Source organism: Streptomyces sp. NPDC059256 (genome assembly GCF_042753785.1).
Lineage (GTDB): Bacteria > Actinomycetota > Actinomycetes > Streptomycetales > Streptomycetaceae > Streptomyces.
Map to the genome: position 1 here is coordinate 79,736 of NZ_JBHYZO010000002.1, position 13,386 is coordinate 93,121.

A 13,386-nucleotide genomic window follows, 5' to 3' on the forward strand; every position below is an offset into this window, starting at 1 on the left:
CGCGGTGTTGCTGACACGGCAGACACTCCCAATCACAGGCGAGCCGCCCGAAGGGCTAGAGCTGGATTCCGTGGCGAACTGTTATCGAGCGATGGCCTATGGCTCGCGCTGACGGTCTCGACTACACGCGCGGCAGGACCGATTTCCGTCCTTATTCCAGACGGTGTTCTCGTCATCGAATGCGTGGCCCCACTTACAGTGGGTCTTCTTTGCATTGTGGTGTCGACCTCGCTTCACGATGTCGCGCATGTTGTCCGTGTGACTGCCAAGTTCGAGATGGCTCGGGTTACAGCAAACCGAGTTGTCGCAACGATGCCTCACGAGTTCGGCCCGTGTGAGTTCCCGCCCCAGGGCATGGCTCATGAGCCAGCGCGTCACGTAGACGGATCGGTCATTAATCCGCATTCGCCCATAGCCGCGAAGGATCGTTCCCTTCCAAGGCCAGCAAGCGTCTGACCCAGCCGAGGTGTCCACGTTGATTGCCCAACGCTGCTCGGGCGTGAGGTTCCGATATTGCTTCTGGGTTCCCGACTTGGGGCACTTGGCACGCGCTTCTTTGGTCGGCTCGTGGTCACATCCCACGTGAACGACTGAACCACGAGGGTTACGCCTTGCCCGGTCTCGCGAGTTGTCAGCCTCCGTGCCCGGCTCCAGATGTTCGGGGCGGACACACGGGCGGTTATCGCACTTGTGACGTGCCAGCTCACCGGGAGCCAACTTACGACCCAGGGAGTATTCAAGCGCCCACCTGTGGGCCAGGTGCCTTCGATCGTCCCGGCGGTCGTAGAAGATCCCGTATCCGTCGGTGTGCAGATGCCCCTTCCATACCCAGCATTCGCCCGCCGTATCGACGCGGGATATGAACCGCTCGTACGCGTCGCCGACACGACCAATAGCGCCAGCTCGATTCCGTCGACACATAGCACGGGCCGCCCTGGTCCTTTCGTGATTGCACTCCTCGTGACTCATGACGCTTACGCTATGCGCGATTTTGCGGCTGGAAGCTATGACGGCATTAACCCACGGGGTACTCCATATGCGATTCCTTGCCGTTTTGTCAAGCATCTGTCATCATCGAATTGCCGATAAGCAATGCGGAATTACCCCGGAATAGAGGAGGAGGATAGCGTGGGTAGTGCAAAGCAAGAGGCGGAATGGGATCGGGAAGCCGAGAAGACATACCGTCTCTGGCTGGCAGGTAACAACCGTTCAGCCATTGCCCGCTCCCTCGGAATCACCCGGGAAGTCGTGAACCGTCGCCTCGCTCGGGCGCGAAAGAACCTGGGTGAGGAAGCACTCGCCGACATGCGTACGGACGTGGAAGCCAGCTTGGATGAGCTGATCCGCCGTTCTTACAGCAACCTCAAGGGCGCCGAGACGGTGGCGGAGCGGAATGCAGTTATCCGCACCATCGCCGACCTCAAGATGAAGAAGTCCAAGCTCCTTGGCCTGGAAATGCCTGCCAAGCTCACCCTGGAGATGGAGAAGGTCTACACCGGAGACCCTGTCTGGGACGGTGATCTGTAATGCCGCTCCGCTCGATGGGTGAACACAGGCGACGCGCTGAGGCTGGTGTGGTGGTTTGCACTGTCCATACGCGATGCGCCATCAATGCCAACGGACCCTCGCTGGATGGCGAGGACCTGGAGCTAGCAGCAATGGCCCGGATAGGCCACCTCAAGATCGAAGGGCGAGAGCTACCCCAAGAGGTTGCCGACGCTCCCGCTTACCTCCTGTCGAGGGTTCTCTCTAAGTACGGCCTGTGGTCCCAGTCGGCATCACCGCCGTGCAAGACGCGGAAGCTCTCCGAGGAAGAGATCTGCCAGCGCACGGAGTACGTGGCCACGGTTCGAGAAGCGCGCCGGAAGAAGCAGGCTCCGCCTCGTCCCCTGTGGGAGAAGTTCGATCCCGACCTGGACCGGATCATCCGCGAAGGCCGCGCCGCACAGGCACGTACCACACCCCCCGTATTCGAAGAGATGGAGTGATGAAGATGGCCGACAGCACGAGCGCGCGCCTCATGGCCCAGATGCGAGGGGCGAGTGGGTACACCAACGGCGACGTCGGCACGCGGCGAGTCGATGAGGGCACCCGCGTCATCCAGCGGCGGATGCTCGGCGAGCCGCGCAACTACGACTCCATCCACGAGGCCAACGACACCGAGGGCCGAGCGTTCGAGGCAGCCGTCCAGAAGCGGACCCGGATGCTCGCCGAGCAGCGCGTTCCGCACCCCGAGGCGACGGCCCGCGAACAGCTCAGGCGGGAACTCAGCGCGAGCCGGGAGGAGCGGGATCGCCGCCGCACTCACGAGGCCATGATGAACACCTCCCGGCAGGAAGAGCAGGCAGCGGGCGAGGAGTTCGCGGCGCGTGCGGCCAAGCCGCTCGTCTCCCGCACGCCCCAGCCCGGCACCTCGGTCAACGAAGTCGCCCAGATCCAGTCCCGCGACCGGGTCGCGGAGAAGCTCATGGCCGACTACTACGGCCACCCCACCAGCTGAAACGGCAGGCGCGTAACCGCGCCGGCCGTTTGCACGACCCACCTATCCGACCGCGTAGAACCGGGCATCCGCCCGCAGTAGAAAGGCAGGCCCCGAATGGCCAACGTCACGATGGACCTCCAGGACTTCAACAGCCTGATGGCTCTGGGCGCTGCCCGCCGTCGCGCGGTGTTCCTGGACCTCTACAACACCGGCCGGGTCAAGGCCGGAGCGCCCGTTGCCACCGGCGCGGACAGCGTGATCCTCACGCCGACCAACCCCGGCTCCGCCACGCCGGAGAGCACCGTCGTCACCCGCGTGAAGTCCGCGATTGCGGCCGCGTCATGAGTCCCGAGCTGGACCTCGATACGCGGGTGTTCAACGGCGTTGTGAACAGCCAGCACCGCACGGTGCGAGATGGTCTCTACACGACCCGCCTGCTGGGTCTCCCGAGCCTGCACGGTGTCGAGCAGGGTGACGTCCTGGCCGCTCTCGGCAGGCTCCGGGACCAAGGCCGCATCACCATCGAGGGCAGTGACCTGAACCGCCAGCGCATCCACCTGGTGCCTGGCCCGGCGCGTCCCGCTCGTCTCGACGGCCCCACGGCTGACCGCGTCCTCTCGGCGTGCCAGGACGACGGCTACGACCTGACGACCGAGGACTGACCCACTAGACCGGCTGGTGTGGGACAGGGCTCCAGGGGTTCTTCTTACCCTCCTTAACCCCGCGCGGGGACTATCCCCCTGTTCCACACCAGCCCCCCCAACTCCCGGTGACGTCAGCCCCACCGGGAATAGCTCGGTCTCTAGGGTGGCCGAGCCTGAGACCGGACAGCAGGGTCTGACCCCTCCCCGCTGTCCGGTCTCTCTGCATGTCCGACACCGAATCCGCGGGGCACTGTCCCGCGCTGGCGCTCACGACTCAGGAGGGAAACTGAGATGGCACGGCTCCGCTCTACCCATCAAATCTCTCATCGGGATTGCACTCACCCGAGCACTTCTTGGGACCGCCAGAAGTGCCGTGAGGCACGGGGTCTAAATGGGACCAGCGGAATGGTTCAATCCAGCCATGAGGACTGTGATCACCCTGCTACTCAGGCTGGCCGCCTGAAGTGCAGAAAAGGTCGGAGAGCTGTCGAGACTGGCAAGAGGGTCGGAATCCACGCCGACTGTGACCACCCGGACACGGCTTGGGAGATGACTAAGTGCCGTAGGGCTCGCCAGGGCAATCCGGCCCTACCCGCCTCGGGTTGGATGATGGCAAGGAGACTTCCCGACGCTCCCACTATGGCCTTCATTATCTTGAAGCGGATGAGATATAACCGCGATAGGCAGTCCGTGTTCACGCGGGAATGGATCGGGCGACAGTACCCAGGCATGCAGGCCAATGGACCCGAGCTTATCGACGCGGCTCTCCAACTCCTGGTGGACCGTGGCCACATCAGCGAACTGCCCAAATGACCACGGCCATCTCTGACTCCTGGCTGGACGAGGCCATAGCCGAGCTGGAGGCGGACGGCTATCTGCCACACCAGCCGAATAAGCCGCAGACTCGGGCCAGGAAGGCCAAGGCTCACACCGCGCTAACCAGGCGCATCCACGAGTTCATCACCCGTGAATTCAAGGAGGGCGCAGCCGGTAACCGCTCCTCCCTGCCGTCGACTTACGACGTGGCGAAGGCGTGCGTACACGGCTCAGGGTCCAGGAAGTCCTGTTCCCGAGCCATGCGGCACCTTCTTCTCTTGGAGGCCATGGGCGAGATCACCCGCGTCTACGACCCGGAGGATTACGACGGGTGGACCTCCACGCACCGCATCACGTTCTGGGCCCTGCCCAACAGCGGGCTGATGCTGGGTGGTGTGGAACAGCCCGTCTCATCACCTCCACGGTCGCCCTTCATCGACCACCTCTCGGAGTGCACCCACCCCAGCACCCCGAACGAGCGAGACCGGTGCCGTAAGCGCCACTGGATGCTCATGGACGTCTCTGCCCTGTAGGAGCTAGGCCCTCCCCCAAACGGATGAGTACCAGCTCGATGTGGCGGGAATCACTCACCGCCTCCAGCCTGCGGAATTCCCATTCATGGCCCGTGCACATATCAGGGGTACCTTTCGCGCGATCACGGACCGTGAGCGGCGTGGATTGCGCGCGTCGGCGCAGTGGTGACACCGTTCCCACACCGCCCCGCCGAGTGAAGGACCAGCCATGCCGCGCATTGCCGAGCCGACCGATAACGCGTTTCTCGACCTCATGGAGTGGCGACAGCGCAGAAGCTCTCAGAGCGCGCTAGGACGCCTCGAAGTGCTCGCCGACAGAGTTCGTCACTCTCGACTCTTCTGGCGCCTCACGCGTCGATTCTGAGCGCCTAACGCATACGTCTGCGCTCTGTCGTCGCTCACGCGTCGCGCTCACTCACGAGATAGCCCGCATTGGTAATCCACCAGTGCGGGCTTTCTTTTTGCATGGCCGCTATTCCGATCTCTTTGTGCGAAGCTACAGACTTTCAAATCCGCCTGCTGATTCGACCCCACGCTTCCCTTTGAGTGCGGAATCCGCCACTGAGAGAATTCGATCAAGGAAGCCGAACCAATTCGGAGGAAGCAGCGATGGAAACACCCAAGACCCGCCGTACCTACATCGATCATTCGGCCTGCGAGCACGAGAACACCGGGGGCAACCGCCGACTGTGCCGACTCGATCGCCTCCACGACGGGTGCGAGCACAGCGACGACCCGAAGGCGAAGGCGTGGTGCACGCGGCGGAAGGCCAAGGCCGCCGAGAGCGCCGAGTAATTACCCACTTGAGAGCCGAGGGAAGAACGGAAACGATGGGCCATGAAGACAGCCATTCGACCGCTCAAGGCATACCGCCGCCACTACTGCGAGAGGCAGCACAGGACATATCTGGCATTCGCCCGTTGCGTGTGGCGGAACGCTATCTGGGTTCGCGCATTCGAGCCGGGCGACGACCTACCGTACGCGCTGGTCTCGAACTGCCGCAAGCCGCACACGGCCGGAGACCAGCGCATTGTCAGCCTCTGGTCCTCCCGCGAGAACGCGAAGCGTCAGGAGGAATGGATCAACCGCTTCGGATGTGGCGGCGGGTGCTACCGAGCGCACGAAGTGATTCGCCTGGAGATGGAGCCATGAGAAAAGCCCCCGCCTGGCAACAGGGGCTTTCTCTGGAACTCAACGCGCCTGGAAAGGAATAGGCAACGGAATGAAGAGTAACACTGCGGCTTTCTTCGCGGAAACCTATGGGTCTGATATGCCGCGAATTACGTTCATCTCCAGCCCGAATAGGGATGCGCGGGGAAGCATCATTCCCGACGTCATTGCTCAGGCCAAGCCGAAGGACTTCACGGTCCGCCGCCTGCTTCGCCAGGCTGAGCGGGAGGGGGCGGAACTGTTCTTCGCCCCCGTACCAATGAGCGGCGAGGGTATGCCGAGTGAGGCGCAGGCAAAGGACGCGGCCGTCATCTGGGCTGACGTGGACCAGGACTTCACCGACGAACAGAGGGCGCTCATCGAACGGCTGGACGCCACGGTCAACGAGTCGGGCGGTGTGGGACGTCACCACGTGTTCGTCCCCCTGGATGTCCCACACCCCCCGCACGTCATCAAGCAGTTGAACCAGGCTCTCCGCGTGGCGCTGGACGGCGACGCCAAGCAGAACCCCGCGTCCTTCCTCCGGGTGCCTGGGTCGTTCAACCGCAAGGGCGAACCGGTGCTCTGTCGCACTGTGCGCCTGTCATCGTCTCGTCAGACGCTCCCGAGCGTCCGTCAGGCGCTCCGTACGGACGCCAGCAGTGCGAGCGAGTATCAGCGTGCGTCTGTCGCCGTTGAGGACGCCGTGAGCGCTGCTGAGACGTTCCGCAAGTACGCGGGCAAGACGGCTCCGGGGCTCGGTGGGATGTCACCTCGCCGCCTTCTGGATAAGGCCAACGGGAGGTTCGCGGAGGGCAACTACGACGGTCGGCACAAGCTCGCGAGCGGCCTGACCAAGGACCTGTTGCGGATCGGGCTCAGCCAGGGTGAGGCGCTGGGCGTGCTCCTGGAGTGCGACGCGGCCACGGACAAGTGGACGCCAGCACAGATCGCCGCCGACGTGGCGAGGGTGTACTCCAAGGAGGTCCCACACCAGCCCGATAGCGGTGCTGAGAGCCGGGGTCAGAGCACGAGCGCCGGCGTGAGTGCTGAACCGGTCGTGACCAGCGCGGATGATGGCGGAGACGTGATCGTGGGCGACGGCCTGACCGAGCGGTTCCCCAGTCTCGACTGGGCATCGGCGTGGACGCGGGACTACTCCAGCCCAGATTGGCTCCTGGGCAAGTTCCTGGAGCGCGGGCAACAGATCGCCTTCGTGGCTGGCGGCAAGGAGGGGAAGTCTCTGCTCCTTCTCGACTGGTCCCTGTCCCTGGTTCTCGGGTGGTCGTTCCTCGGCGATGAGGGGAAGGGCGACGGCAAGGACGAAGGGGACGGTAAGGAGTCGGGCGCGCGGGTTCTCTACTTCGACCGTGAGAACAACCTCCGCGACATCATCACGCGTGCGCGGTCGCTCGGGGTCACCGACAAGGACCTGGCCGCCCTCTCCGAGCGGTTCATCTACAAGCAGTTCCCAGCCTTCGACGGCACGTTGGATGACCCGGAGGCGAACGCGGCCGAACAGCTCTTGGCGATCGTGGATGAGGTGAAGCCAGACGTGGTGATCCTCGATACTGCGTCGCGGTTCATCAAGGGCAACGAGAACGACTCGGCTCCGTGGCTCCAGCTCTACCGGCTCGTTCACGCGCCGCTCAAGTCGCGGGGTGTGGGCGGCGTTCGTATCGACCACTTCGGCAAGGACGAGACCAAGGGCGCTCGCGGCAACAGCGCCAAGGCGCAGGACGTTGACCACGTCTGGGAAATGACGGTCAAGGGGGAGCGCAAGGAGAGGAAGCCGGACGGCGAATGGGTGGTGATCACCCTCGGTATGAAGCGGACGCACACACGGACGGGGCACGGCGACGACTCGTTCAGCATCGTGCGGCGGGGCAAGAAGGACCACGAGGGCATGTGGGCGGACGGCTGCACCTCTCACGAGCTGGAGAGCAGCCAGGACAAGTTCGATGAGGTGGGCGAGAACCTAAGCGACGCTGAGAAGATCTGGGCCTTCATGTCGCTGGCGGTGGGCAGACCGGTGACGGCAGCACGAGCAGCCGAGGTCATCGGGAAGTCGGACAAGACGGCAGAGCGGCACCTCAAGGGGTTCGAGCAAGACCCGAAGCGGAAGACGCAGATCAGCAAGGGGAAGCAGGGGCAGGCGAGCGCCTGGACGTATCTCGGCTCGTCTGTGTGAGGCGGTACCGAGAGGGTGAGAACGAGAGCGCGTCACAACGTGGCGTGCTCTCTTCTTTGTCTCGCTCGACAGCTAGACACGCTGCGCATCTCTTAGAGATGCGCGTGTCTAGACATGCTGTGTGTCGATGTCTGTCTAGTTGCGTGTCGACCTGTTTCCGCACGTACGGACGCTAAAACAAGATCGGTGTCTAGCTTGTCGAGTTGTGTCGAGTTCGACGTGTTCAAGATCGGTGTCTAGCTGCGTGTCGAGTTCGGTGGGACAGAGCGAGCGAGACGACGCGGGAGAACGGCGTCTGTCGAACGTCGTGGGTGGTGTGGGACAGGTGTCATCCGCGTGGTGAGTCTGAGTGCGGTGGAGTGCGCCTTCGTTCTCGGCTGGGTGTGGAACAGGTGTCATCCACGTTGTGTGGTGCGTGAGGGATGGGCCCGGTCGGGTGTGCGCAAGTGGGTTGGGGACTCCCCCCGGAAGGGCTACGGAGAACGGCCTAGGGACGGCCTATCGACGTCTGGGGAGACAGGAGCGCGCTCGACGCTCTGTGACTTTGGCACGTACGGCGAGTGACATATCCATGTGTCCGTGTGGCTACTGAGCGAGACGCTTCGTGTGCCAGCGTTGTGCCTGGTCTCTGTTGACCCAGGACATATGCGCTGGTCAGACTGGTCCTAGTCGCAGCACACACGAGGCAGATAGTCGACCTGATTGGAAAGCGTGTTGGGGGCAACCCCTCACGAGTTCGAATCTCGTATCCTCCGCCAGTGCCTCACCGGGCACTAACGTTGAAGGGCCCCGTCGCAAGACGGGGCCCTTCAACGTTTCTCCGTCCTGGCCTGCGTCTTGACCCCACTCGACGAGAGGCGCCGCCCCGCGGCAGCCGCCGCTTGGGGCCGGCCTTCTCCTCCGGCCGACACCTCAGCAGCAGCCGGATCTCACGCCAGGCTCGCATCACCTCTGCGAACTCCACCATCAGCTTCCGGACTTGTGCGAGCAGAAACCTCGCAAGCCCTACGGTCGCGAAGGCACCCGCCAGGGTGGCGATCCAGCGCATCTCGACACCTCCCGCCCCATGCCCTTCCATAGCCATGCTCGCCGCCTCAAAGATCGAAGTCAGCGTCCACACGGTCGCCTTTGGTGATCTCGACCAAGACCGAGCAAAGTACACCTGGGAGATATACTCCATACACGAGCTGATATCTCAGGAGGTGCATGGATGAGTCGCACAGTGATCGACCTGGACGACGAACTGCTGGCCGACGTGGCACAGGCGCTGGGAACCAGCACCAAGAAGGAGACGGTCAATACCGCCCTGCGGGAGGTACTGGAAAACCGGCGCCGGGCTCTCGCTCTGGCCCGGCTGCGCGCGGCGACTACCGACGGCGGCTTCGACCTGGACGTCTTTGACGACAAGGGGAGCTACCGGCGGTGAGCGCGGCGCAGTTTCTGATCGACACCAGCGCGCTCGCCCGATTCCTTCGCGGGGACGCCGAACAGTACGGCTGGGACCAGGCAGCCGCAGCCGGACTGATCGCAACCTGCCCCATCACCGAGCTGGAGTTCTTCTACAGCGCACGATCAGCCGAGGACCGCACCCGGGCCATCGAGGACCTGAGGATGATCTTCGGCTGGGTCCCCGTCGACGACCGCGCCTACGATCGCGCCTGGCAGGTCCAGGAACTGCTGACCCGGCGGGGACAGCACCTCAGCGCCGGCGCGGTGGACCTCGTCGTCGCCGCCACAGCGGAGTTGCAGGGCCTTACTCTCCTGCACCGCGACCGCGATTTCGACTGCATCGCCGCTGTCACCGGTCAGGCCCTGCAGTGGTTCGGCCCCGAGGCGGGCAAATGAACAGTCCCTCGCGTGGTCTCAGTTCTGGTCCCATCCAGCAGCGTTCAGCAAGGTTCGCAGACACCAGCTCCTCGCTCGCTGTTCCGGAGCTCCTCTGCCTCGGAACCGTGTTGCCCTGAGCACCGGCAGGGTGCCGGGCACCGATCAGTGGGGCGCCCACCCACATCGGAGGGCATCGCACGAGGTCAGCCGGGCTCCCCGGGCCGGCGGTCGAGATGCGGGGCGGGGCCGGCGCCGGATAATGGGTGGGGCGGCCGGACTGGCAGTGTTCCCACCGGTTCGCGCTCGGACCGGAGGAGCGCTCCATGGCCAAGGGCAGTGGGAATTCCGTCACGGACGTGTTGCGTCCGTCCATGCGGTTGTCGCCCCGCGAACGGGCGGATCTGGGCAGGGCGGCCCGGCAGAAGGTGCCGAGGTCGAGCCATGCCGGGTTCGACCCTGGCACCGGACGCACGGACCCACTGGATGTGATCGAGGAGCAGTCGGCCTCCCGGGTGGGGGAGTTGATCCCCATTCGCTACGGGCGGATGGCCGAGTCGCCGTTCCGCTTCTATCGGGGCGCAGCAGCGATCATGGCCCAGGACCTGGCCGACACGCCCCGTTCCGGGCTCCTCGCCCAGCTGTGCGGTGATGCGCACCTGATGAACTTCCGGCTGTTGGGGTCGCCCGAGCGACGATTGGTCTTCGACATCAATGACTTCGACGAGACCCTGCCGGGCCCATGGGAGTGGGACGTCAAACGGTTGGCCACGAGTCTGGTGATCGCCGGTCGGGAGAACGGCTACTCGGCGAAGGTCCGGGCGGACGTGGTGCGGGCGGCGGTGCGTTCGTACCGGGAGCGGATGCGGTTCCTCGCCGGCCTGGGCAACCTCGATGTCTGGTACACGCACGGTGATATGGAGCAGCTCCAGTCGCTGGCGGATCAGCGGCTCGATGCGAGGGGTAGGCAGCGACTGCGCAAGGTCATGGCGAAGGCGCGGACCCGCGACAGCCTCCAGGCGTTCGAGAAGCTCACCCGGCTCCAGGGCATCGAGCGCCGGTTCACCCCGGATCCGCCGTTGGTCGTGCCCATCGACGATCTGTTGCAGGGGGCGCGGCGCGACGACCTCAGCGGCGAACTGCATGCGTTGGTGGACCGCTATGCCCGGAGCCTGTCCACCGAGCGTCGACATCTGTTGCGCCAGTACCACCTGGTCGACATCGCCCGGAAGGTGGTCGGTGTGGGCAGTGTGGGTACGCGTTGTTGGATCCTGCTGCTCCTGGGCAAGGACGCCGAGGACCCGTTGATCCTTCAGGCGAAGGAGGCGGACCGTTCGGTGTTGGCCGCGCACGTGGGCGAGAGCGCGTACGAGAACCAGGGGCAGCGGGTTGTCGCGGGGCAGCGGCTTATGCAGGCGGTGGGGGATGTGTTCCTGGGGTGGGACCGGGTCAAGGGCATGGACGGGAAGCAACGGGACTTCTACATCCGGCAGTTGCACGACTGGAAGGGGATCGTCACGCCGCAGGTGATGGTGCCGCGCGGTATGCGGTTGTTCGGGGAGCTCTGCGGGCAGACGTTGGCGCGCGCCCACGCCAGATCCGGTGACCGGATCGCCATCGCCGGCTATCTAGGGGGCGGGGATGTCTTCGACCGTGCGGTGGCCGAGTTCGCGGAGGTGTACGCGGACCAGAACGAGCGGGACCATGCGGCCCTGGTGGAGGCGATCCGCGTGGGCAGGGTGACGGCCGCGGGGACCTGAGACGCGAACAAGTAAGGTCAAAGGCCGCGGGGACCTGAGATGCGAACGAGCACGGTCAAAGGCCGCGGGGACCTGAGGTGCGAACAGCCGCGGTCAGGGGGTCGGGGCGATGAGCACCTTGCCGCGGGCGTGACCGTCCCTGAGGTGGGCGATGGCCTCGGGCACCTGGTGCAGCGGGAAGGTGCGGTCGATGACGGGGACGAGATCGCCCGCGGCGACCGAGTCGGCCAGGATCTGTAGGTCTGACGAGCGCTCCACGGAGAACAGACCGCGCAGCGAGTGGCGTACGAAGGGGGAGATGAGCAGGGCGCGCAGGACCCGGTCCGTACCGCCGAGCAGGCGTCCTTCGGTTTCGCTGCCGACGATGACGAGGGTGCCGCGCGGGGTGAGGGCTCGGCGGAGCACGGACAGGGGGCGACCGCCCGCGGTGTCGATGATCAGGTCGTAGCGCTCGGGTCGTTCGGCGAAGTCCTCGCGGGTGTAGTCGATGACCTCGCAGGCGCCGAGCGAGCGGACCAGGTCCGTCTTCGCGGTGCTGCACACTCCGGTGACGGTGGCGCCCATCGATTTCGCCAGCTGTACGGCGAAGGTCCCGACTCCCCCTGCCGCTCCGATGATCAGGACCTGTTGGCCCGGTCGTACGCGTCCGCTGTCGCGCAGGGCCTGGAGTGCCGTGACGCCGGAGATGGGGAGGGCTGCGGCCTGGTCAAGCGGGAGGTTCGGCGGTTTGCTGACGAATCGGTCCTGTGGTGCGCTGACGTATTCTGCGAACGCGCCTTCGCAGAAGCCGAACACCTCGTCCCCCACGCGGTGACGGGTGACCCCGGCGCCGACGGCCTCCACCTGTCCGGCGACTTCCCGGCCGCGGATGCGGACGGCAGGTCGACGCACTCCGAAGCCCATGAGCCGCAGCAGTTGGGGTCGGCCCGTCATCAGGTGCCAGACGCCCGCGTCGAGGGCGGCGGCGCGGATCCGGATGAGGACTTCGCCCGGTTTGGGGATGGGCCGTTCGACGTCTTGGAGTTTCAGCACGTCGGAGGGTCCGTACTCGTCCTGTAGCACTGCTTTCACAGCAACTCCTCTGCGTCGTCCGGGTACTGGAAGACCTGGTCGAGCGGGACGGCGAACACCCGGGCGATCTGGAAGGCCATCTCCAGCGAGGGCGAGTAGCGACCCTTCTCGATGGCGATGACCGTCTGGCGGGTGACCCCGATGCGGTCGGCCAGTTCGGCTTGCGTCATCTCGTCCCGTGCGAAGCGCAGGGAGCGGATGGAGTTGGTGATGCGGGTCGGTTTCACCACGGGTGGAAGCCCCGTCGGTAGGCGACGATCCGGGCGGTGGAACCCAGCGCGGCGGAGAGGACGAATGCCAGGTAGATGGTGTTGGCGATCCAGAAGTGGTCCAGTTCGGCGAGGGCCATCGCGAGGACGGCGACCGCGCCGAGGATGACGAAGGACTGTCCGACGTGGTCGCCGAACCTGCTGATCTCCCGGTCGCGTTGGTCCACCCTGGCGGTGCCGCACCGGGAGGTGATTCCGAGGGCGATGTCGAGCGCGATGGCCACGCCGATCGCCGCGCCCACGACCCACAGCAGCGGTGCCGCGTACGACACCTCGGTCAGGGGTTCACTGCCCGCCCGTGGGAGGACGATGGCCAGATAGACGGCGTAGCCGATGATCGCGATCCCTCCCATGATCCAAGCGCGTTTCTCCTCGTGCGCCACGCCTCCCCCTCCATGTAAAGCAAACCTGACATTGAAAAGGTATGACTCTCTTTACATCAAGTCAAGGATTCTTTACTCCGCCCGCTTGGCGGGCAGGTGGGAATGGCTGACGCGTCCACGGCACCGCCGCTCAATGAGAGATCTGTCCGAACCGGTCAGCAGCGCATCGGGCGGCCGGCCGGGTATGCGATCACCCACCCGGCACTCCCCCGCTCGCGCACACCGCCACCCACCCGCAGGCTCACCGGAGACGGCAGCGGCGGC

The 13,386-nt window shown here is 65.0% G+C and carries 15 protein-coding genes; 11 read left to right on the top strand and 4 right to left on the bottom strand.

From position 1 onward, the window contains the following. Positions 1-96: 96 nt before the first annotated feature. On the bottom strand, positions 97-1,065 hold the full coding sequence (locus ACFXJL_RS04895) for an HNH endonuclease (RefSeq protein WP_384689270.1): 969 nt from the start codon (positions 1,063-1,065) through the stop codon (positions 97-99). Between the two features lie 63 nt (positions 1,066-1,128). On the opposite strand from ACFXJL_RS04895, the gene ACFXJL_RS04900 reads away from it, so the two are divergent. From ACFXJL_RS04900 to ACFXJL_RS04950, 11 genes are all read left to right on the top strand, one after another. Continuing rightward, positions 1,129-1,527, top strand: a complete 399-nt coding sequence (locus ACFXJL_RS04900) for a hypothetical protein (RefSeq protein ID WP_384689273.1) — start codon at positions 1,129-1,131, stop codon at positions 1,525-1,527. Between the two features lie 131 nt (positions 1,528-1,658). Continuing rightward, entirely contained in the window at positions 1,659-1,988 is a 330-nt protein-coding gene (locus tag ACFXJL_RS04905; RefSeq protein ID WP_384689276.1) for a hypothetical protein, read from the top strand. A gap of 5 nt (positions 1,989-1,993) precedes the next feature. After that, entirely contained in the window at positions 1,994-2,500 is a 507-nt protein-coding gene (locus ACFXJL_RS04910) for a hypothetical protein (RefSeq protein WP_384689278.1), read from the top strand. A gap of 96 nt (positions 2,501-2,596) precedes the next feature. Further along, on the top strand, positions 2,597-2,827 hold the full coding sequence (locus ACFXJL_RS04915) for a hypothetical protein (protein ID WP_055560624.1): 231 nt from the start codon (positions 2,597-2,599) through the stop codon (positions 2,825-2,827). Next, the gene (locus tag ACFXJL_RS04920) at positions 2,824-3,144 is read left to right on the top strand and encodes a hypothetical protein (protein WP_384689281.1); all 321 of its coding nucleotides are present in this window, start codon (positions 2,824-2,826) and stop codon (positions 3,142-3,144) included. The genes ACFXJL_RS04915 and ACFXJL_RS04920 overlap by 4 nt, the downstream gene beginning before the upstream one ends. A 791-nt stretch (positions 3,145-3,935) precedes the next feature. After that, positions 3,936-4,475: a hypothetical protein gene (locus ACFXJL_RS04925; RefSeq protein WP_384689284.1), complete on the top strand. Its 540-nt coding sequence runs from the start codon at positions 3,936-3,938 to the stop codon at positions 4,473-4,475. A 609-nt stretch (positions 4,476-5,084) separates the two neighbouring features. Beyond that, on the top strand, positions 5,085-5,270 hold the full coding sequence (locus ACFXJL_RS04930; RefSeq protein ID WP_359242043.1) for a hypothetical protein: 186 nt from the start codon (positions 5,085-5,087) through the stop codon (positions 5,268-5,270). 427 nt (positions 5,271-5,697) lie between these two features. Then, complete coding sequence (locus ACFXJL_RS04935) at positions 5,698-7,815, top strand: AAA family ATPase (RefSeq protein ID WP_384689287.1); 2,118 nt, start codon at positions 5,698-5,700, stop codon at positions 7,813-7,815. Positions 7,816-9,025: 1,210 nt separating this feature from the next. Next, positions 9,026-9,241 (top strand): type II toxin-antitoxin system VapB family antitoxin, encoded by a 216-nt coding sequence (locus ACFXJL_RS04940; protein WP_358881965.1) that lies wholly within the window; start codon positions 9,026-9,028, stop codon positions 9,239-9,241. Next, positions 9,238-9,660, top strand: a complete 423-nt coding sequence (locus ACFXJL_RS04945) for a PIN domain nuclease (RefSeq protein ID WP_358881966.1) — start codon at positions 9,238-9,240, stop codon at positions 9,658-9,660. The genes ACFXJL_RS04940 and ACFXJL_RS04945 overlap by 4 nt, the downstream gene beginning before the upstream one ends. 305 nt (positions 9,661-9,965) lie before the next feature. Next, positions 9,966-11,399 (top strand): DUF2252 domain-containing protein, encoded by a 1,434-nt coding sequence (locus ACFXJL_RS04950; RefSeq protein WP_384689290.1) that lies wholly within the window; start codon positions 9,966-9,968, stop codon positions 11,397-11,399. 93 nt (positions 11,400-11,492) lie between these two features. Here ACFXJL_RS04950 and ACFXJL_RS04955 read toward each other — a convergent pair whose 3' ends face one another. The 3 genes from ACFXJL_RS04955 to ACFXJL_RS04965 are packed head-to-tail and all read right to left on the bottom strand — an operon-like array spanning position 11,493 to position 13,122. Beyond that, positions 11,493-12,470, bottom strand: a complete 978-nt coding sequence (locus ACFXJL_RS04955) for an NAD(P)-dependent alcohol dehydrogenase (RefSeq protein ID WP_384689292.1) — start codon at positions 12,468-12,470, stop codon at positions 11,493-11,495. Further along, the gene (locus ACFXJL_RS04960) at positions 12,467-12,700 is read right to left on the bottom strand and encodes a helix-turn-helix transcriptional regulator (protein ID WP_384642473.1); all 234 of its coding nucleotides are present in this window, start codon (positions 12,698-12,700) and stop codon (positions 12,467-12,469) included. Before ACFXJL_RS04960 ends, ACFXJL_RS04955 begins: the two co-directional genes overlap by 4 nt. After that, positions 12,694-13,122: a hypothetical protein gene (locus ACFXJL_RS04965; protein WP_358881972.1), complete on the bottom strand. Its 429-nt coding sequence runs from the start codon at positions 13,120-13,122 to the stop codon at positions 12,694-12,696. The genes ACFXJL_RS04960 and ACFXJL_RS04965 overlap by 7 nt, the downstream gene beginning before the upstream one ends. Positions 13,123-13,386 lie beyond the last annotated feature (264 nt).

What these genes read in the sequence shown, in the direction of transcription:
- ACFXJL_RS04920 (WP_384689281.1), top strand. Translation starts at nt 2,824, where the DNA reads ATGAGTCCCGAGCTGGACCTCGATACGCGGGTGTTCAACGGCGTTGTG.
- ACFXJL_RS04910 (WP_384689278.1), top strand. Translation starts at nt 1,994, where the DNA reads ATGGCCGACAGCACGAGCGCGCGCCTCATGGCCCAGATGCGAGGGGCG.
- ACFXJL_RS04915 (WP_055560624.1), top strand. Translation starts at nt 2,597, where the DNA reads ATGGCCAACGTCACGATGGACCTCCAGGACTTCAACAGCCTGATGGCT.
- ACFXJL_RS04905 (WP_384689276.1), top strand. Translation starts at nt 1,659, where the DNA reads ATGGCCCGGATAGGCCACCTCAAGATCGAAGGGCGAGAGCTACCCCAA.
- ACFXJL_RS04935 (WP_384689287.1), top strand. Translation starts at nt 5,698, where the DNA reads ATGAAGAGTAACACTGCGGCTTTCTTCGCGGAAACCTATGGGTCTGAT.
- ACFXJL_RS04940 (WP_358881965.1), top strand. Translation starts at nt 9,026, where the DNA reads ATGAGTCGCACAGTGATCGACCTGGACGACGAACTGCTGGCCGACGTG.
- ACFXJL_RS04895 (WP_384689270.1), bottom strand. Translation starts at nt 1,065, where the DNA reads ATGCTTGACAAAACGGCAAGGAATCGCATATGGAGTACCCCGTGGGTT.
- ACFXJL_RS04950 (WP_384689290.1), top strand. Translation starts at nt 9,966, where the DNA reads ATGGCCAAGGGCAGTGGGAATTCCGTCACGGACGTGTTGCGTCCGTCC.
- ACFXJL_RS04925 (WP_384689284.1), top strand. Translation starts at nt 3,936, where the DNA reads ATGACCACGGCCATCTCTGACTCCTGGCTGGACGAGGCCATAGCCGAG.
- ACFXJL_RS04930 (WP_359242043.1), top strand. Translation starts at nt 5,085, where the DNA reads ATGGAAACACCCAAGACCCGCCGTACCTACATCGATCATTCGGCCTGC.